Here is an 18,189-nt window from a genome sequence, read left to right as displayed (position 1 = left end):
CGAGCAAAAAGCACGCAGGGGTCACACTATATTTTCAACCCATGAGCGCTTCCCTTCTGCACCGTTTTTTCCCATTTCTCGCCGTTCTGGGCTCCGTCACCGCGTTGGGCATTGGTACCTCATGGGCCAAGCACTGGCTGTTTCCGGTGGTGGGGGCGCAGGGCACCACCGCCGTGCGCGTGGGCTTTTCGGCGTTGCTGGTGCTGTTGCTGTGGCGGCCGTGGCGCTGGCATCTGTCGCGGGCCGATGCGCGTGCCGTCATGTTGTACGGCGCAGCGCTGGGGGGCATGAACCTTATGTTCTACATGTCGCTGCGCACCCTGCCGTTTGGGCTGGCGGTGGCCATCGAGTTCTCAGGGCCGCTGGCGGTGGCGATCTGGTCTTCGCGGCGCGCCGTGGATTTTGTGTGGGTGGCGCTGGCCATGGCCGGGTTGGGCATGCTGCTGCCGCTGGGTTTGAACGGCAGCACGCTGGACCCGGTGGGAGTTTTGTATGCCTTGGGCGCGGCGGTGTTCTGGGCGCTGTACATCGTGTTCGGCAAGCGCGCCGGGCACCTGCACGCCGGGCACACGGTGTCGCTGGGCCTCTTGGTGGCGGCGCTGGTGGTGGTGCCGGTGGGCGTGGTACATGCGGGCGCTGCGCTGCTGTCGCCCACCGTGCTGCTCATCGGCTTGGCGGTGGCGGCGGTGTCCAGCGCCATTCCGATCTCGCTCGAAATGATGGCCTTGAAGCGCCTGCCCAAGGAGGCCTTCGGCATCATGATCAGCATGGAGCCTGCGGTGGCTGCTGTGCTCGCCTTGCTGCTGCTGGGCGAGCACCTCAGCGCCATCCAGTGGCTGGCCATTGGCTGCATCGTGGCGGCGTCCATGGGCAGTGCGATGACTGCTGGTCGGCCCTCTGGCGCCGACCGCGCAGCGCCTCAGGCGGCCTGAAATCGCGCACCGCCTGGGCATGTCCAGACCTCCGGGATGGCCATCACGCTGACACCCGGCCGTCGGCAAAGGATGACACGCACAGAGCGCGCTCCGTGGCCAGAATGGGTCTATCTCACAGGAGCCGCCCATGATGCGCACTTCGCCGTTGCCACAATCCAAGGTCGCTGAGGCTGAACGCAAGGTCAGCGCCATCCTGGCCGACCTGGAAGAAGTGACCCATTCAGAGGTCAAAGACATCGCTTTGGAAGACGTGGTGGAAACCGACGCCGCTAGCGGCCAGCCTGCCGTGCACCAGAGCGTCGACATCACCGTACAGCCGCGCGCGCAGCGCAAGTGGCTCACCAAATAACGCAATAGCCCGACGCCCTTGGCTGGGCTGCCAGCCGGTCAACCGGCGGTAGGTCGGCCGCCTTGGCGCAGCTGCAACACCCGTGCAATGAGGTTGGCATACCCTTCGTCTGCCTGCGCCAGCAGCGGTAAACCTGTCTCGCGCACGGCATGGTCCACCGCGTCGGTCCATGCGGGCGTACCGGGCGCCGCCTGTGCGCTGGCCATGGCACCCAGCACCAGTTCTTGCCCCCAGAAGTACACCTGGTCGGCGTGCACGTTGGCCTGCATGCGCTGCACCTCCGCCAAGGTTTGTGGCTCCGCCAGGTACAGCCAGATGTCTGCATACAGGAAGTCAACGGGCGTGCCCTGGGGGTGCCACTGCAGCGCGTCGGCCTGCACCAGCTCTACCTTGCGCGCTGCGGACTCCGGCAGCCCCTCCAGCACGCGGCAACGGCCAAACAGCTCCAGCACATCCCCATCCCGCTCCACCACGGTCACGCGCTCCACCGTGGGCTGCAGCGCGATGTTGGCCGCCACCCAGCCCATGCCCAGGCCCATCACGACTGTGTGGCCCCGCGCATGGCGGCAGGCCAGTTCCTGGCTTTCCACTTCCATCGGCGACAACGACATCCAGGTTTCCCACCCGCCCGCAGCGCTCTGGCGCATCAGCACCGTCGAGCTCGAGGTGACACACGGGCCGCTGTGGTAACCACGGTCCAGCCCCACCCCAGTGCGCTTCATCTGCCACGGCCCCACGGCCCCATCGGGGTATTGCGGCATGTGCCAGTGCGGGGAAAAAACGGGAATCCCCAGCGCCTGCGCCAGTGCGCTGGCGGAGGGCTGTGGGGCAAAGGGAAGGATGGAGGGGGAAGGGGATGCCGACATGGGGTGATCTTAGAACCTGTTCAAGCTCTTTTCGGGGATCGCATTGGAGTGCAATCGGGATGAGTGGATGCAGCGGATGCGCCGCATGGGCTTGTGCCCATGCAAGCAGCCGGGGCTTCCAATCGCCCGATTTCACTCCAACCCTTCGGGCAAGTGCCTTGCCGGGCGGTCTGCAGCGTTGCGGCGCTTGCCAATAGCCGAGCTATTGGCTACGCACCGCGCCTTGCATCCTATCCCGGCAAGGTACTTGTGCGACCCCGAAAAGAGCTTGAACAGGTTCTTAGGTGGGCAAGTGGCGTATTGACTTGAGAAAGTGCGCATCTGCCGGGGCACCGGGCATTGTCCGACAGCCTCACGGTCTGCAGGATGGCGCACACGGCGCTGAGTGGACCCTAAAAGAGAGGGAGATGAAACCGTTTTGTTTTGTCACCCACTTCCCAGGAGACGCACATGCATCCATCCACACTCCCTCATCCGGCCACCCCACCGGTGGATGAAGACCTGGCCGACCAAGCCCGCCCCGGCTACGGCATCCCGTCGCAAGACCCACGATCTGGCGCCCAGACCGCCCTGGAGCCCGAAGACGCAGAGCGCGAGGCCCATTCCGTGCTGGTGGGCGGCGGCATGATGGCGGGCGCGGCTGCCGGTGCGGCCGTGGGCGTTGCAGTCGCTGGTCCGGTCGGCGTGGTCGTCGGAGGCACCTTGGGCGGCATTGCGGGTGCCCTGGGCGGCGCGGCAGCGGGTACGGCGGTCAATACCGAAGAGGCTGGTGAGGTCCCCGATCCTGCCGTTAAAAACGCTGAGCACCCGGTCGCTGCAAAAGGCGGGCGGGGTGATCCGTCTGCCTGATCCGCCTGCGGCTGCGTCCCTCGCGAATGCAAAGCGGCAACCCAATGCGACTGCTGGCGGCAAGTGCGGTCCCGCGAGCGAGTTCGGTCGCCGTTACGCCTTCGGCGCACGCTCGCGCAGGTTATCGATCATGTTCTCCAGCCGTTCGACCTCCTGGTGCATCTTGGCGTCTGTGCCCACCCGTGCTTCCACGGCCCGCACCAGCGGCATGATGAGCTGGCGGTAGGTGACTGACAGGGACAGCAGCGCATCCACCATGCGCTGGTTCTGTGCCTGGTCGCTGTGGCTGTGCAGGGTCTGGGTGCTGGCCTGCAGGGCTTGCAGGGCCTGAGCAGTCGCTTCCAGGCTGGCGCGCATCTGGGCCTGCGTCTGCGTCGTTCCCGATTGCAGATGCTGGGCCATCTCCGCCAGGGCGGCCAGCGAAGGTTCGATGCGTGAGAGCGTGGCCGCCTGGGCCTGGGCCAGCTGCTCGGAGACCTTGCGGGGCTGCAGCGCTTCCACGCTGCGGGCAATGTCCAGCAGCCCGCGTGTTACGCGCACGCTGGGGTCGTCTTCGGCGCCGCCCATCTTGCGCTGGCGCTGGTAGTCGCCCCGGATCTGGTCCCAGCGCTCCTGCTCTTCGGGCGTGGGGCGGCCAATCAGTTGTGCCAATTGCAGCAGGTTTTCTTCGGCCCCGGTGGTCAGCGTTTGTGCCTCACCCCGGTAGTGGTCGCGCAGCAGTGCATCCAGCTCATCGTCCTGCATCAGCGGCGTGACCTGCGGCACCAGGCGCGACATGTTGCGATAGCTGCCCTGCAGTCGGAAAGGCGGTGCCTCGCGGTAGCGGTCGTCCTGGGCAGCCGAGGCAATGTAGGCCAGGTTCACCTTCAGCAGCACATCGCGCACCTTGAACAGGCGCTGCAGCAGGCCCTTGAGCTCCTGCAGCTCCACCGCGCTGTAGGGGTGGGCGAAGCTGTTGGTGTCGATGGCTTCTCCCTGCGCCATGTGCACCAGCAGGTGCACGTCCTGCGGTTCGCGTGCGGCTAAGGGCTGGGTCACGGGGTGGGCGGTCAGGCTGTTTTCGATGTACGACAGCGCAAACACGGCCTCGCGGCCCGAGAGCACGTCGCCCAGGTTGTAGATGTCGGCCCGGTTGGCCAGCATGTCGGGGATGCGGAACACGTCGCCGGACTCGGTGTACGGGTTGCCCGCCATCACGATGGCAAAGCGCTTGCCGCGCATGTCCCAGGTGCGGGGCTGGCCCTGCCACACGCCTTCGATGCGGCGGGTGCCGTCGGCCAGGGCGATGAACTTTTGCAGAAACTCGGGGTGCGTGTGCTGGATGTCGTCCAGGTACAGCATCACGTTGCTGCCCATGGCCAGGCCCAGGTTGAGCTTTTCCAGCTCTTGCCGGGCGGCGCTGTTGGGCGCGGTGCTGGGGTCGATGCTGGTCACGCCGTGGCCCAGGGCCGGGCAGTTAATGCGCACGAACACCAGGCCCAGGCGGTTGGCCACGTATTCCATCAGCGTGGTCTTGCCGTAGCCGGGCGGCGAGATCAGCAGCAGCATGCCCATGCGGTCGGTGCGTGCGTTGTCGCCTGCGGCGCCCAACTGTTTGGCTAAGTTGTTGCCCACCAGCGGCAGGTACACCTCGTCGATGAGCCGGTTGCGCACAAAGGTGGCCAGCGGCTTGGCCTGGAATTGCGCCAGGTGCAGACGCGCTTTTTCTTGCACGAGCAGCTCGTGCCGCAGGGCCTGCAGCTGGGTGAAGCCCTGCACCGCGTGGCTGCGGTGGTGGCGCACGCGGCGGCGGAAGTCGTTGAGGTTGAACACCAGCGCGCCATGCTGGATGCGCGTGTGTTCGCTGCGCAGCCCGGCCACCTGCGCGTCCAGCGTGGTATTGATACGGCGGCGTGTGCCCTGAAAGGTGAGCGCCGTGGCAGCGTCGTCAATCCAGGCCAGGCCCGGTGCGGCGCCATCGGCCGTGGCTTGTGTGGCTGCAAATGCGCGCAGCCAGCCACGCGCCAGGCGCCAGCGTTCCAGCGGCTCTGCTGCGGCCAGATCGCGCTGCCAGGCGCTGGCCAGGCCGCCATGGTCCAGCGCGCGCTGCAGGGCTTGCACCAGGTCGGCGCCGGTGTTGCTGATGACCCACTGGGGTGTAACGGGCGACAGCTCGGCGGTGCCGATCTCGGTCTGCGCCAGCTCACGCACCAGGTACGCACCGGATTCTTCCACCAGGGTGCGCAGCAGGGCCTCGTCGCTTGCACCTTCCGCGTTGCCGGTGCTTAGTGCCTGGGCCAGTTCGGGCAGCCATTCCGCGGTCAGCACGGGGTACTGCTCCACAAACTGGCGCAGGCCTCGTGCAGCTTCGGCCTCCAGCGTGTCGCGCAGGTGGGTCTTTGAAAACAGCTGGGCAATGTGCTGCGCGCTGCGGGCGCGGCGCGCCAGGGAGTGGCGGCTTTCCTCGCGCAGGCCCAGGTGCCAGTAGAGCTTGGCCAGCGCGCGCTCGGCCGGGCCATAGACCAGCAGCCCGGCCGCATCCTGGATGGGTGCGAGCACCCGCACGATGGCCAGGGCGTCGTCGTCATGAATGCCGCGCTGGTAGCCCTCTTGATAACGGCTGGCGGCAAAGCGGCGCAGTGAATCGAGCAGCACGGCGGGCGGGGCAGTGGGCTCGGTTCCATCGGTGCGGGCATGTTCGGCCAGTTGCACCAGCAGCTCGCTCCAGCCGGGTTCGGCCTCGCCGCGCTGCAAGGCGTCGAGCCATTCGACGGCCAGGTATTCGGCGCGCGCAAGCTGCGGCGTTTCGGACACCAGGCCCTGTTGCCAGAAAGGGCGCAGCGCCTCCAGCCGCGCATCGTGCGCCGGGGCCAGGTAGTCGGTGCCGGTGATCTGCCAGGCCAGGCCGTCGCCGTGGGCCACCAGGGTCAGGTCCAGCGGCTGTTTGTTGATGGTGAAGGTGTGGCTGCCCAGCTTCAGGCCGCCTTCTGTGCCGGCAGACAGGTCACGCTGGTCGCGCACCGCACGCACGGCCTGGTCGCGGGCGGTTTTGAGGCGCGTGTCGATGTCGTCCGCCGCCACGGCCGCGCCCAGGCGGCGCAGCTCGGCTATCTGCTCGCGCAGCTTGGCCAGCATGGGGTCGGATGCAAAGTAGCTGTGCACCTGGGCCAGCTCGCCAAAACCGGCGATGCGGCGCGGCACGCCATCCAGCACGCGTGTGGCCGCATCGGCCAGCGCCTTGGCGCGGCGCTGTTGTGCATCCACCAGGCTCTGGCGGCGGGCCGACAGGGCCTCGTACACGCTTTCGCGCTGGGTGGCGATGTCGGCCAGAAACTCTTCCTGCTCGGCAAAGCGGCCTTCGATGTCTTCCAGCTGCGCGAGCAGGCGTGTCAGCGCTTCGTCGCACTTTTCGGGCGTGTCCGACAGTTCTAGCGCGTTCTCCACGGCTTGGCCAAACAGCTTGAATTGCGCGCCAAACTCGGCGCGTTGCTCGGCCGCACCCAGGTTGCGGCGGCGCGCGCGGGCATCAGCGCGCAGGCGGTTGATGTCGGCATACAGCAGCGCAATGCGGTCGAGGATGGTGGTGCGCTGCACCGCGTCGCCGCCGGGCAGGCTGCCCAGCTGCTCGCTGAGCAAATCGAGACTCGCGGCCTCGGTGTCCAGCGTGGCCAGGTGCTCGGCCAGCTGCCCCGCCGTGGCGGCCTGGGGCAGGGCGGCGGCCACCTTGGCCAGGGCCTGGCGCTGGCCGTCAAAGGCTTTTTCGTCGGACAGGAACTGCAGGGCGCGTTCGCCCACACGCTGCTGTTCAGCCGTCAGTTGCGCGGCCATCGCATCGATGGTGGCCAGGTCGGCATAGCGCAACTCGCGCAGCAGGTGCAGCTCGCCCTGGCGCTGGCGCAGGCGGTTCAGCGCCTGCACAAAGTCGCTGGGGCTGCGCCATAGCTGGCTGGCGATGGCGGTCATCAGCTCGCGCTGCTGGCCTTCGGCCTTTTGCAGAGCGCGGGCCGTGTCCTGCCGGATGCTTTCGACCTTTTCAAACTCGCCCAGCGTGGCCTGCGCGGCCTGCTCGATGCCAGCGAGGTCGGCCGCAGCGTTTTGTACCTCGCCAGCGTCCAGCCAGAAGTAGGCATCGCGCGAGCGCTGGCACTGGCGGATCAGGTCTTCATACGCAGTGCGTGTGGGCACCTGCTCGCGCACCATGCGGGCAATGCCCAGCAGGTCCGAGATGCCGCGCACCAGGTCGGCATTGCCCACGCGCCCGAAAAAGCCCGTGCCTGCAGGTTGGCGGCTGGCGTGTTCTTCGGTCGCAAACGGCGTGCGCCACAGCTGCATGGGGTGCACGCGCGTGGCCTCCCCGCGCGCAGCCTGGAACACCAGCATGCGGCCGTCGGGGAAGGTGCTGTATCCGTCCGCCAGGATGGGCGGTGCGAGCGATTTTTCGATGAGGTTGTAGGTGAAGATGGCATAGCAGCCCGCATCCAGCGTAGCCGGGCTGCCCTGCGGCGGGGGCACGGTGCCGTAGAAGATGTAAGCCACGTCTTCACCGTTGGGCGAGCGCTTCATGCGCGTGAAGCGCAGCTGTGCGGTCAGCTCGGGCGGCAGGTCAAAGCGCTTGGTCTCGCCCGACTGCAGGTAGTACCCGCCGGGGAAGATGATGCCGTGGTCCTCCGGCAGCTGCATGCACGACGCGCCAATCGCGTCGATGCGCACCACCTGCTGCGTGCGCTGGTTGAACACCAGGTAGCGCGTGGTGCCTTCGCGGTAGGGGCGCACCTGCAGCAGGATCAACAGGCCCAGCTTGGCATACGCAAACTCGGCATCGCCCAGCGCCTGGTTGGCGTCGTCCACCGGTTCCTCGTAGATGCCCAGACCGGTTTCGGTGTTGTTCTCGACCTTGACGGTGAGCGTGCCGCCCACGGTTTCGACAAACACCGTGTCCAGCACGTTGATGTGCGGGTGGGCGCCGCCTACATGGTGTTCGCGTGTGAGTGGAATCCAGCTGAAGTCGTGGCTGGGCGGGGGCGTCAGGTCGCGCTCGCCCCGGTTGTCCACGTATTTGAGCAAACCATCGCTCTCGCGCCGCCAGCGGAACACGCGGATGTCCTGCGCCTGCTGTCCGATCTGGAACGCGGCCAGCAGAAACTCGGGCGTGGGCCGCAAGAGCTGCAGCGTGGCCTGCTTGTAGTAGGTGTACAGCTCGTTGAAGTCGGCCACAAAGCGTGGGTCGTCCAGAAAGCTGCCTGCGATGGGCACCTGCACCAGCTCATCGCTCTCGGGCGCGCCGTTGGCATCGTGGTGCGCCATCTCGTACAGCGCAAACACATCCTCAACCCGCGTCTCGCGCTTCAGCCCCATGAACACGTTGTAGCCAAACAGCAGCCGGTTGCCGCCGATGTAGGCCAGGTCGCGCGCCACGCAATTGTGCTCGGTGCGCGCACGCAGCCGCATCAGCAGCTGCTGGTCACGCTGGCCGAACTGTTCAATGCGTGCCGCATTGAGCGCCTGGGCCTTGGACAGCAGCTGGTCGCCCTGGGCTTCCAGGCGCTTTTTCAGCAGCTCGTAGCTGCTACTTTCGGCCACGCTGGTGTCGATGGCGTTCCTGGGGTCTGTAGGGGGGGCGTGATCGGTCATGAGCCGTTTCAGTTAACTTGACGGACTGGGCGCCTCAGGCGGCAGAAGGCGCTACCCTCGCTCACCCACAGAAACCATGCAGCAGCCTTTTCGCAAGGTCTGTGCAATCTGGGGCGGTGAGGGTGCTTCAAAATCAGGAGCGGCTGGCGCTTTTTCTTGTTCGGTTTCGGCTCGATAACAACCTGAATTCCTTACAAAAAAAGCGCAAGCAGCTATGGTTTTTATTTGCGCAAGCTCTGCACCAGCTGCTGCAGCGCCTGCTTTTGGCCATCGGTGCCCTGGGTGGCAATGCGGGTCAGCAGGGCCGAAACGCTCAGGTTCTGCAGCTCGCTGGCTGATCCGCCCGCAGCGCCGAGGATCTGTTTGAGGTCGTCCACGACATCCCGCTCGCCGCTTAACTGGTCCTTGAAGGCGACCTGTAGCGTCTGGCTCTTGCCCACCGTGGCGTCGATGCCCTTGCCCACCGACAGGGCGCGCACAAAGCTGTCGAAATAGTCACCCTGGCCGCCCACGATGTCGATCTTGGCGTTTTGCAGCGCTACGCCCAGCACCTCGGCCTGTTCCTTGGCGATGGCGGTTTGCGCCTCGATGCCCTTGAGGGTTTCGGTGTGTGCGCGCTCCAGGCGCATGCGATATTCCTCGTGCTCGCGAGTCTCGGGACTCATGGCCTTCATGGCCTCGAACTTTTCCTTCAGGCCGCGTGCTTCGGCGTTGAACTTCACGTCGATGTTGTGCGCCTCGGCATCGCCCATCTTGGCCAGGGCTTCGGCGTCCACGGTGCGCACCAGGGCTTCGGCCTGGCCAACTTTTTCCTTGCCGGCAGCTTCGGCCTCCATGCGGGCGCGCAGGCCCACGGCTTCGGCCTGGGCCTGGGCCTCGATCACCTGGGCCTCGGCACGGCCCACTTTTTCCTTGCCGCTGGCTTCGGCCTCCATGGTGGCCAGCTTGGCGCTGGCGCTGGCCATCTGCACCTTGGCTTCGGCCAAGCCGGGCGCTGCGGTCAGGGCTTCAATGCCTTCGGCATCGCGCTTTTTGGCTTCGGCATCGCGTTCGGCAACCTTCAGGCGGGCATCGGCCAGCACCAGGTCTTCGGCGGCCTTGTGGCGGGCCTTGCGTTCCTGCGCCTCGGCGGTCTTCACTTCCATGATGACTTTTTCTTCGGCAGCGGCCTCGGCGCCAATCACGATGGACTTGCGCGTGCGGTCGGCCTCTGCCACTTCCCGCACTTCCTTGATGGCTTCTTCCTGCTCGGCCACCGTGCGTTCGACCACGATGCGCTCGCGCACCACGTCGGCGATGGCCTTCTTTTGCACTTCCACGGCCTTGTCTTTTTCAATGCGCTGCAGCGTCACTTCCTTCTCGCGCGCCACCACTTCCAGCTCTTGCGCACGGGTTACGCGTTCCTGTTCGATCACCACGGCGCGTTTGCGGTTGTTTTCGGCCACTTCCTTTTCGCGCAGCACGTTTTCCTGCTGAACAGCGAGTTGCTGCTCCGACTGCAGGCGCGCCATTTCGGAGCGGGTGCGCTCCTCGGCCTGGATCTTGGAGGTTTCGGCTTCTTCGCGTGCCTTCACGGTGGCTACTTCGCGGGCCTGGCGGGCGGTGGCGTCGGCCTGCTGGCGCTCTAGCTCCAGCAGGGCTTCCTGTGTCTCCACGTTTTTCTTCTTGATCTGCATTTCCTCGTTGCGGCGCAGCTCGTTGGTCACCACGTGTTCCACGGCCGTGAGCTGGGTGATCTTCTTGATACCTTGCGCGTCAAGGATGTTGTTGGCATCGAGCTTGGACAGCGGCGTCTGCTCCAGGTAATCGATGGCCGCGTCTTCCAGCACATAGCCCGAGAGGTCATCGCCAATCTGCTCGATGATCTTGTCGCGAAAACGGTCGCGCGCTTGGTACAGGTCCACAAAGTCCAGCGACTTGCCGACGGTTTTGAGCGCCTCGGAGAACTTGGCCGAGAACAGGTCTTCCAGAATCTCATGGTTGGAGGCGCGCGCGCAGCCAATGCCCTGGGCCACGCGCAGCACGTCCTCGGCCGTCTTGTTCACCCGCACGAAGAACTTCACCTTGATGTCGGCGCGGATGTTGTCCGCGCAGATCAGGCCCTGGTCGCCAGAGCGGTCGATCTCGATGGTCTTGACCGAGATGTCCATCAGCTCGGCCTTGTGGATGATGGGGTAGACCATGCGGCCGGTGAAGGTGACTTCGGGCTCGGAGCGCAGGGTGTTGATGATGAGCGCGTGGCCTTGCTCCACCTTACGGTAGAACTTCGCGAACATGGCGAACATCGCCAGGATCAGGAAGACAAGGACGCCAACGGCAATCAGGATGACCATGAAGGATTGCTGCATGAGAACGCTTTCTGCTGAAAGGGTTGAATTGAAGAGAACGGAAGATCAGGGACCGGCTGGCGCACGGTTTTGGTTGTCGCACGCCATGGGTGGCTGCAAGGTCACGCGGGCGGCAGCGGCATGACGAGGTAGCGGTGGCTGCCCGAGTCGTAGTCGGTGATCAGCGCGGTGTCGCCGCGTTTGAGCAGGTTGGGGCTGGGCGACCACACGCGGATATTGATGCTGGCGCCGCGCTGGGCCACCTCGGCACGGCCCTGGCGCTCGTCCACCACGCCGGTCAGCACCTTGCAGGTCTGGCCCACCAGCGACGCATTGGTTTGCGCTGTGTGGCTCACAAACAGGCCTCGCAGCGGCCGCACGATGCGCGCGGTAATCACCAGCGACAGCGCGGCCGACACCACCAGAATCACCAGGCCCGCCAGCCACCGCAGGATGTCCGTCGGGATCCACGCCTGCAGCGTGACGCCCGCCATGCACGACAGCGTCCAGCCCACCAGCACCAGCAGGCTCACCACAATGGAAAACGGCACCCCGTTCAGGCCGAAGGCCACCACGTAGCTGGCGATGGCGCCCAGGTCGTCGGCGCTGGCATCGGCATGGGCCTCGATGTCCAGGTCAATGCCGCTGGACTCGAAATCGACCATGCCCACAATGGCCAGCAGCCAATACACCAGCACCACGCCCAGCAGCACGGTATAGATGGCGGTCGGAAACCCGGTGGCCGCAGCAACAAGATTGGCGAACATGAAACTCCCTCCTCCTCGTTGTGTTGGTTCTTGATCGAGGATTGCTTGTTTTTGATTTTGTTTTTTTGCGAGTCGGTGCCGTGTCAGGGCCTTGTCTCGCCTTTGCCTTTGCCCCTGCGGGCCGCCTTGGCCGGGCCAGGGCTGGGGGCAACTTGCGGCACTTGCTCTACAAACGCAATCAGCTCGCGTGTTGCCGCTTCCTTGATGCCCAGCCGGTCGTCGGGCGCCAGGCCGTAGCGGCTGGCCAGTACGGTGTAGTCGGCGGTGTCCAGCGTGACCGTAAGCCGGGGCCGCTTGGGACGCGCCGCCACGGGCAGGTTGAGCACGCTGCGGATTTGTGTGGAGGTCGACACGTTGGCATGGAAGGCCGCGACCCGGATGGCTTCCATCACCGCTTCCTCCACATCAAAGGCCACCTGCACGGCGCGCAGCGCGGGCTCGGAGCCCTGCCACCGCACCGGCTTGCGCGGGGCGGGGCTCATGGCGTGGCCGGGGGCGTGGTGGTGCCCGCAACGGCAGCTGCTTGGCGGGCACGAATGCGTTCCATCACCTGGGCGGCGCGCACCTTGTCGCTGTCGCCAATGCCCGCGTCGGCCAACTTGCGCTCCAGCGCGCGGTGGCCAAACTCCTGGTCCAGCTGTTCCGCCGCCGCCATGCGGTCGGCCAGGTCTTCGTGGCGCTTCTTGATGCGCTCCAGCGAATCGCGGGCGCTGGTCAGCTGTGAGCCCGTGGCGCCAATGCTTTCCGAAATGCTCTGGGTGGCGCGGTACACGCTCTCGGTGGTCTTGGCGATGCCAATCTCACGCTCGTGTTCGCGCACGCGGGTCTCTGCGGCGCGGATCAAGTCCTTGAGCCGCGACACCTGCATGGCGTAGCTGGCATGGGCCTGGGTCTGCGCGTTCAGCTCCGTCTCCAGGCCCGCCACGCGCTCGGCCACTTCCAGCGCCAGGTTCTCCTGCGCCTTGTCCAGCGCCTGCACGGCCAGGTCTTCGTGGCGCAGCAGATCGGCCTTGATACGCTCAATGTCGCGCGCCGTCTGCATCTGTTTGGCCATCACGCCCGTGAGTTCGGTCTTGGCCTCGGTGATGCTGGCCTTGGCGTCGATGATTTCCTGTTCGTAGATGCGCGTGGCATTGCCATCGACCACGCTCTGGCCCAGTTCGCGGGCGCTGCCGCGCAGCAGGGTGACGAGTTTCTTGATGACCGACATGGTGTTCTCCTGTCAACGTCGAAAGATCATGAAAAAGGGGACTGCAAGAGGGGCAGCCGTTCAGCGCAGAAATTCAGCCAGCGCATCAAGTGCATCCAGCGCGTTGTCGCTGAGCACCGCCACCTCGTGCGCCACATCTTCAGCGCGCGCCGCACGGGCCAGCGCACCCACCAGCACAAAGCGCCCATCCACACGGCCAAAGGCAGACAGCGGCACCGAAGGGTTCAGGTCCAGCAGCGCTTCCATCAGCTCGGCGCGCCGCTCGGGGCGCACATCGGCATCGGTCCACAGGTAGCACAGGCATATGACCTGCATGTCCGAGCAGGTCACAAAGATAGGCAGCTCATCGCGCCCCTCGATGCTGACCTGCACCACAGGCACATCCCCTGCGATGGGCTGCAACTGCACCGCTGCGCCGCCCATGAGTGCGGAGGTCAGCACGTCCAGGTTGTTGAGTTGTTCCAGCAAAGTGGGCACAGCGTCTCCTTCATCACACGGGTGGGACAGGCGGCCGGGGAAGATCCGTGTGCCTGCATGGATGGGGAGAATAGGTGCGTTGACATATCATGTCAATCTACGCATTTGTGACCAAATGCAAACGGCGATTGGATAGCGCAGCTCGATGGCTTGGTGCGCATTCTGCAGGCTGCGGATGCAGTGTTGGCTATTGATTAAATAGCTGCTAGCGCTTATCCACCAAGCGCTAGAGGCCATTTCGCCATGAATTTGGTCCCCTCGACAGGAATCGAACCTGTATCTAGCGCTTAGGAGGCACTCGTTCTATCCATTGAACTACGAGGAGCAAGACAGCCGCGCATTGTAGTGGGCACGCGCACGCTCTCTGGTGTGCTCAGCCTCAGTCGTACTTCACCGTGTAGATGATGTCCACCGCGCTCTTCTCGCCCGTTTGCCCGCGCAGCGTGAGGCTGCGGGTAAGGTCGTAAAAGATGTACAGCGTGCCCAGCGTGCCCGACAAGCTGCGTTCGTAGGTCACATACAAATCCTTGGACAGGCGTTTGCCGAAGGTGAGGGCGGCTGCGCTGGCGTCTTCGCCTGTGGTGGCGCTGCGAAAGCCGATTTCGTCCAGGCCAATGCGGCTGGCGATGTTGGCGCTGGTGTTGCCGCCGCCACGGCGGCCCAGCAGGGCCAGGGCGGCCTGCTGCATCACGGCGGCTTCGGCGCCGCCGGCGGAGGCGTTGCGGCCCAGGACCACCCACGAGAGTTTTTCGGCATCGGGCAACTCGGGGTCGGAATACAGCTTGACGCGCGGCGCCTGGGCGCTGCCGGTGACCTGCACCCCAGCGCGCACGCTGATGTTGGGGCGCAGTGCCAGGATATCGAGCGAGGGGTTGTTGTAGGGGCCGTTGAAGCGGATGAGCCCCGTTTCCACGTCCAGCATCTGGCCCCAGGCGCGGTAGCGGCCTTCGTCGGTGCGCACTTCGCCGGTCACGCGCGGTGGGGCGCCGGGCACGGCGCTGCTGCGGATGTCCACCTCGCCCGTGAGCCGCGTGGTGATGCCCTGGCCGCTCAGGGCAAAGTCGCGCCCCAGGTTCAGGGTGATCGCGATGTCGGGGGGCTTGGCGGTTTCGGCCTGGGCCGCCACTTGGTTGGCCTTGGCGGCGGCCTGGGCCTTGGCCTGGTCTTCGCGGTCTTTGGCGGCAGAGCGCACGACCACGTCGGAGCCCAGCGTAGGCGCGGTTTCATCGGGCAGGATGATGGTGGCGCGGTCTGTGGTCAGCTTGCCGCGCAGGCTGATCTGGCCTTGCTGGAGCTGTGCTTGCAGTTGGCCTGACACGCTGATTTGCCGGTCGGCCCGCACCAGCACTTGCAGGGCCTTGGCCTGCAGCGACATGGTGATGCCCGACAGGCCCGTGGTTGCGGTGGCGCTGTCGCCCCAGCTCACTCGGCCAGTAGCGGTGAGCATGCCGCCGTCTTGCGGTGCGGAAGTGCGGTTGCCGCTGAAGCCCGCAATGCGCGCGCCGCTGCCGCGCCCACCCTGCAGGCGGAACTCGGTGATATTGAGCTGGTTGCCTTGCAGCGTGGCGCGCAGGCGGCCGCCTTGCAGGTCTACACCATCGACCACCGAGCGCACGGCCATGTCGTCGGCGCCCAGCGTGCCGGCCCAGCGCGGCGCATTGCGGGTGCCTGACAAGGTGGCGCTGGCGTCCAGCGTGCCGCGCACGCGCCAGCCGGGCGGGGCCAGGGCCGACCACACGCCCACGTCGGGCAGGCGCGCGCGCAGGGTGCCAGCCAGGGGGGAATCGGGCGTCCAGGTGAAGGGCGAAGAGTTGACGGGCGAGGAGGGGCTGGCGCCCGCAGCGGCGGAGGCGCCGGGCGCTCCGGGTGTGAGACGGGTGCTGACGTTGGCCTGCACCTCGCCCGCCCGGTCGCTCGCCCAGGCGAGTTGGGCGCGCAGGGCCTCGCCTTCGATCTCGACGGTAACTTCGGCCTGGCGCACACCGGCGGCGGTGCCTGCCCCTGCACCGGATGCAGCAGCTGATGCCGAGGGGCTTGCCGAGGCCTCGGTGGCGATCACCGCCGTGGCGCCTGCGCCCGCGCCCTGGCCGCTGCTTTGCACGGCGGTGATGGCGGTGGCGTCGCCCGCCAGGATGCGCAGGTCGCCACTGGCGCGGCGCAGGCTGGCGCTGGCACGCAGGGGGCCTTGGGTGTTGTCCACTTTCCATTGCCCGTCCAGCACGATGCTGGTGGCCAGCCCCATGCGGGCCAGCAGCGGCTGGGCAGGGCGTCCTGCGGCGGCCGGGGTGTTGCCCAGGCCCAGCGCATCGACCCAGGCCATGGGCAGGCCCTGCACGGTGCCCTGGGTTTGCAATTGCACAGGGTTCGCGTCGGTGGCCACGCGCAGGGGCTGCCACCGCAGCACGGCGGTGCCGGGCAGGGGGCCGGTCAGGCGGGCCTGGCCTGCAGTGGCCAACACGGTGTAGCCCGCTGTTGGCGAGCGTGTACCGGTGGTGGCGCGTGCGGTGATGGATACGGGCTCGGCCAGTTGCAGCGTCCAGGGGCCGGGGCGTGCGGTGTCTTGTGCCACCAGCCGCAGTTCGCTGATCTGCACATGCGCCCCTTGCGTGGGTGTGGTCAGCCCGCCCGTGGCGCGGGTTTGCAGGGCCAGCCGCTGCATCTGCTGGGGCTGGGATGCATTCAGCCGGGCTTCGCCATCCAGCGTCAGCGTGGCCTGCGCCAGGGTGCCCGAGAGGCTGGCCTGCACAGCGCGCAGTTGCACGGCTGTGGAACCGCCGCCCTCATCTTTACCGGGAGGCAGTGACAGGTCCAGCAGCGGGGTGGAGAGCTTGGCTTGCAGCTCGAAGGTGGCTTTGTCCGATGGCGGCGTGCCGCCCGCACGGCTGGCGTTGGGGGATGTGCTGTCGCTGGTGGTTGCGGTGGCGGCTTGCAGTTGCCGGGCCGCTGTCTGCCAGCCACCTTTCCATCGCGCGTTCAGTTGCGCGGCGCCTTTGGCGGTGGCGCCCTGCAAGGCTTCTTGTAAACGGGTGCCCACCAGCGGCAGGCTGGCCAGCCAGCGTTGGGTTTGGTCCATGTCGGTCCATTGGACCTGCAGGTCGCCCGTACCCGCCTGGGGCGCTAGGCTGCCTTGGGCGCGCGCTGTGGCGCCGGGCACGGTCAGCGCAATCTGGCCCTGGCCCGACAGATCGCCGGGGGCCACACGCAGGTTGGTGGCTTCAATGCGGGCCTGCAGAGCGTCCAGCAGCAGGCGTTCCAGCTGCAAGGTGCCGCCGGGCTGGGTGGGTGACGGGGGTTGCCAGCTACCTTGGGTGGTCAGCGTGTTGATGCGCAGCAAGGCGGGGCGGTTGGTGGGGGTTTTGCCGGAGGCGGCGGTGCCGGTGGCGCGGATATCTGCCGTAAAGCGCACCACGTCGCCCTGCATCTGCGCGCCCACGCGGCCCGCCAGCGGGGCGGCTGCCCAGGCGGTGTGCAGGGCGTCTGGGCGCAGGTTGCGCAGTTCAGCCTGGCCCTCCAGCGCGCCAGTGCCAGGGGTGTAGCTGCCTTGCAGGGTGACTGCGCCGGTGCCTGTATTCACAGTGGCGCCGGGCACCGTCCAGCGGGTGCCGTCGTAGCTGGCATCGGCCTGCAGGGCGGTGATGGGCAGACGGGCCTGGTCCCACGGGCCTGCTAGTTCGTTGCGCAGCTGTGCCTGCAGGGACCAACCAGTGCCGGCCGTTGCTCCGCTCCCGGTGGGCCCGGCCTGCACGGTGCCATGCAGCCGGGTGGTCGGGGCCTGGGGCCACAGAGCTGCCAGGTTGACGGCACGCAGCGTGGCCTGGGCCGATTGCAGGGGCTGTGGGGACCAGGGTGCCAGCGTGGCCTGCAGGTCGGCCTGCATGGGTTCTGCGGCGGGTGGTGGCGGTGCTGCTGGCTTGGCGGTGGGTGGTTTGGCAGGGGCAGGGGGTGGCTGCGTGGGCCCGGCCTGGGCGGCGGTGGGGCTGATGCGCGCCTGCAGCTGTAGCTGCGCTGCCGCTGTGGCCAGCGTGCCTTGCAGGGTAGCGTGTGCACCCACCTGCAGGGCGGTGGTGCCGCCGGGCACGGCGGCGCTCACCGTGCCGTCCACAGTGGCGTTCAGCGCCATGGGGGCCTGGGCCTCCAGCGTCAGCCGCGCGGTGTATTGACCCTGGGCCAGCGCCACGCTGGCGATGTTGAGGCGGTGCTCGCGCCCGTCAAAGCGGTAGTCGCCGGCCAGGCCCTGGGCCTCCACGGCCGGGGCACCCGCCCATTGGATCTGGTCTACGCGGAACGGCACGCCGATCTGCAAGGGCAGCACCAGCTGTGTCAGGGGCGTGGGTGGCTCTGCACTGGGCTGGCTGCCCAGTGGCGTGATCTGCACGCGTGCGGCATGCACCTCGCCCAGCTCCAGGCGGCGTTGCAGCAACGGGGCCAGCTGCCAGCCCAGGCGGATGTCGGTCACCTCAACCGACAGGCTGGGGCTGCGCCAGCGCAGCCAGCCAATACGCCCCCCGCTGCGCAGTGATCCGGTGACCTCGCGGCTCTCCAGTTGCTGGTTGGCGGGCAGGTACTGCGCCGCGCGCGCCAGCGCCAGGGCCAGCGACGTGCTGCTGCCCGCCCACCACCACACGGCCGCTGCGGCGGCGATCAGCAGCGCAATCATTGCGACCAACAGCCAGCCCAGTGCACGCAGCGCACGGCGGCCACGGCGTGGCGAAGGGTGCTGGCCACCCTGGTGGTGCGATGCCCCTGCGCTGAAATCGGAGGAGCGTGCGCGGGGTGTCGGGGAGTGGGGGGGCATGGGT

General features: G+C 66.8%; 11 protein-coding genes and 1 tRNA gene. 3 read left to right on the top strand and 9 right to left on the bottom strand.

Annotated features, from left to right (window positions below; genetic code table 11):
- The first annotated feature begins 41 nt into the window (after positions 1 to 41).
- Both ACODS0_RS02500 and ACODS0_RS02495 read left to right on the top strand, forming a co-directional pair.
- Complete coding sequence (locus tag ACODS0_RS02500) at positions 42 to 932, top strand: EamA family transporter (protein ID WP_121420984.1); 891 nt, start codon at positions 42 to 44, stop codon at positions 930 to 932.
- A gap of 130 nt (positions 933 to 1,062) precedes the next feature.
- A complete protein-coding gene (locus ACODS0_RS02495) occupies positions 1,063 to 1,284 on the top strand; it encodes a hypothetical protein (protein WP_488832523.1) in 222 nt (73 codons plus the stop codon).
- Positions 1,285 to 1,322: 38 nt separating this feature from the next.
- Here ACODS0_RS02495 and ACODS0_RS02490 read toward each other — a convergent pair whose 3' ends face one another.
- A complete protein-coding gene (locus tag ACODS0_RS02490) occupies positions 1,323 to 2,150 on the bottom strand; it encodes a hypothetical protein (protein ID WP_488832521.1) in 828 nt (275 codons plus the stop codon).
- Positions 2,151 to 2,600: 450 nt separating this feature from the next.
- Here ACODS0_RS02490 and ACODS0_RS02485 point away from each other — a divergent pair, with 450 nt between their 5' ends.
- A complete protein-coding gene (locus ACODS0_RS02485) occupies positions 2,601 to 2,999 on the top strand; it encodes a hypothetical protein (RefSeq protein WP_488832519.1) in 399 nt (132 codons plus the stop codon).
- Positions 3,000 to 3,092: 93 nt separating this feature from the next.
- Here the strand turns inward: ACODS0_RS02485 and ACODS0_RS02480 are convergent, their stop codons facing one another.
- From ACODS0_RS02480 to ACODS0_RS02445, 8 genes are all read right to left on the bottom strand, one after another.
- The gene (locus tag ACODS0_RS02480) at positions 3,093 to 8,609 is read right to left on the bottom strand and encodes a DNA repair ATPase (protein ID WP_488832517.1); all 5,517 of its coding nucleotides are present in this window, start codon (positions 8,607 to 8,609) and stop codon (positions 3,093 to 3,095) included.
- 221 nt (positions 8,610 to 8,830) lie between these two features.
- Positions 8,831 to 10,957: a flotillin family protein gene (locus ACODS0_RS02475; RefSeq protein ID WP_233559216.1), complete on the bottom strand. Its 2,127-nt coding sequence runs from the start codon at positions 10,955 to 10,957 to the stop codon at positions 8,831 to 8,833.
- Between the two features lie 101 nt (positions 10,958 to 11,058).
- Entirely contained in the window at positions 11,059 to 11,703 is a 645-nt protein-coding gene (locus ACODS0_RS02470) for an OB-fold-containig protein (protein WP_121505540.1), read from the bottom strand.
- An 83-nt stretch (positions 11,704 to 11,786) separates the two neighbouring features.
- On the bottom strand, positions 11,787 to 12,185 hold the full coding sequence (locus tag ACODS0_RS02465; protein ID WP_488832514.1) for a hypothetical protein: 399 nt from the start codon (positions 12,183 to 12,185) through the stop codon (positions 11,787 to 11,789).
- Positions 12,182 to 12,913 (bottom strand): PspA/IM30 family protein, encoded by a 732-nt coding sequence (locus ACODS0_RS02460; protein ID WP_488832512.1) that lies wholly within the window; start codon positions 12,911 to 12,913, stop codon positions 12,182 to 12,184. The genes ACODS0_RS02465 and ACODS0_RS02460 overlap by 4 nt, the downstream gene beginning before the upstream one ends.
- A gap of 60 nt (positions 12,914 to 12,973) precedes the next feature.
- A complete protein-coding gene (locus tag ACODS0_RS02455; RefSeq protein WP_121505542.1) occupies positions 12,974 to 13,390 on the bottom strand; it encodes a YjfI family protein in 417 nt (138 codons plus the stop codon).
- 250 nt (positions 13,391 to 13,640) lie between these two features.
- Positions 13,641 to 13,715, bottom strand: a tRNA-Arg gene (locus ACODS0_RS02450).
- Between the two features lie 54 nt (positions 13,716 to 13,769).
- Positions 13,770 to 18,185 carry a translocation/assembly module TamB domain-containing protein gene (locus ACODS0_RS02445; protein WP_488832509.1) on the bottom strand — a complete coding sequence of 1,472 codons (4,416 nt, stop codon included), beginning with the start codon at positions 18,183 to 18,185 and terminating at the stop codon, positions 13,770 to 13,772.
- Between the last annotated feature and the right edge of the window lie 4 nt (positions 18,186 to 18,189).

It is taken from the genome of Acidovorax sp. FG60 (genome assembly GCF_057808995.1).
The sequence above is the reverse complement of the archived record's forward strand: the minus strand, read 5'-3'. Positions and strand labels throughout refer to the sequence as shown.

What these genes read in the sequence shown, in the direction of transcription:
- ACODS0_RS02445 (WP_488832509.1), bottom strand. Translation starts at nt 18,185, where the DNA reads ATGCCCCCCCACTCCCCGACACCCCGCGCACGCTCCTCCGATTTCAGC.
- ACODS0_RS02485 (WP_488832519.1), top strand. Translation starts at nt 2,601, where the DNA reads ATGCATCCATCCACACTCCCTCATCCGGCCACCCCACCGGTGGATGAA.
- ACODS0_RS02480 (WP_488832517.1), bottom strand. Translation starts at nt 8,609, where the DNA reads ATGACCGATCACGCCCCCCCTACAGACCCCAGGAACGCCATCGACACC.
- ACODS0_RS02470 (WP_121505540.1), bottom strand. Translation starts at nt 11,703, where the DNA reads ATGTTCGCCAATCTTGTTGCTGCGGCCACCGGGTTTCCGACCGCCATC.
- ACODS0_RS02465 (WP_488832514.1), bottom strand. Translation starts at nt 12,185, where the DNA reads ATGAGCCCCGCCCCGCGCAAGCCGGTGCGGTGGCAGGGCTCCGAGCCC.
- ACODS0_RS02500 (WP_121420984.1), top strand. Translation starts at nt 42, where the DNA reads ATGAGCGCTTCCCTTCTGCACCGTTTTTTCCCATTTCTCGCCGTTCTG.
- ACODS0_RS02460 (WP_488832512.1), bottom strand. Translation starts at nt 12,913, where the DNA reads ATGTCGGTCATCAAGAAACTCGTCACCCTGCTGCGCGGCAGCGCCCGC.
- ACODS0_RS02495 (WP_488832523.1), top strand. Translation starts at nt 1,063, where the DNA reads ATGATGCGCACTTCGCCGTTGCCACAATCCAAGGTCGCTGAGGCTGAA.
- ACODS0_RS02490 (WP_488832521.1), bottom strand. Translation starts at nt 2,150, where the DNA reads ATGTCGGCATCCCCTTCCCCCTCCATCCTTCCCTTTGCCCCACAGCCC.
- ACODS0_RS02475 (WP_233559216.1), bottom strand. Translation starts at nt 10,957, where the DNA reads ATGCAGCAATCCTTCATGGTCATCCTGATTGCCGTTGGCGTCCTTGTC.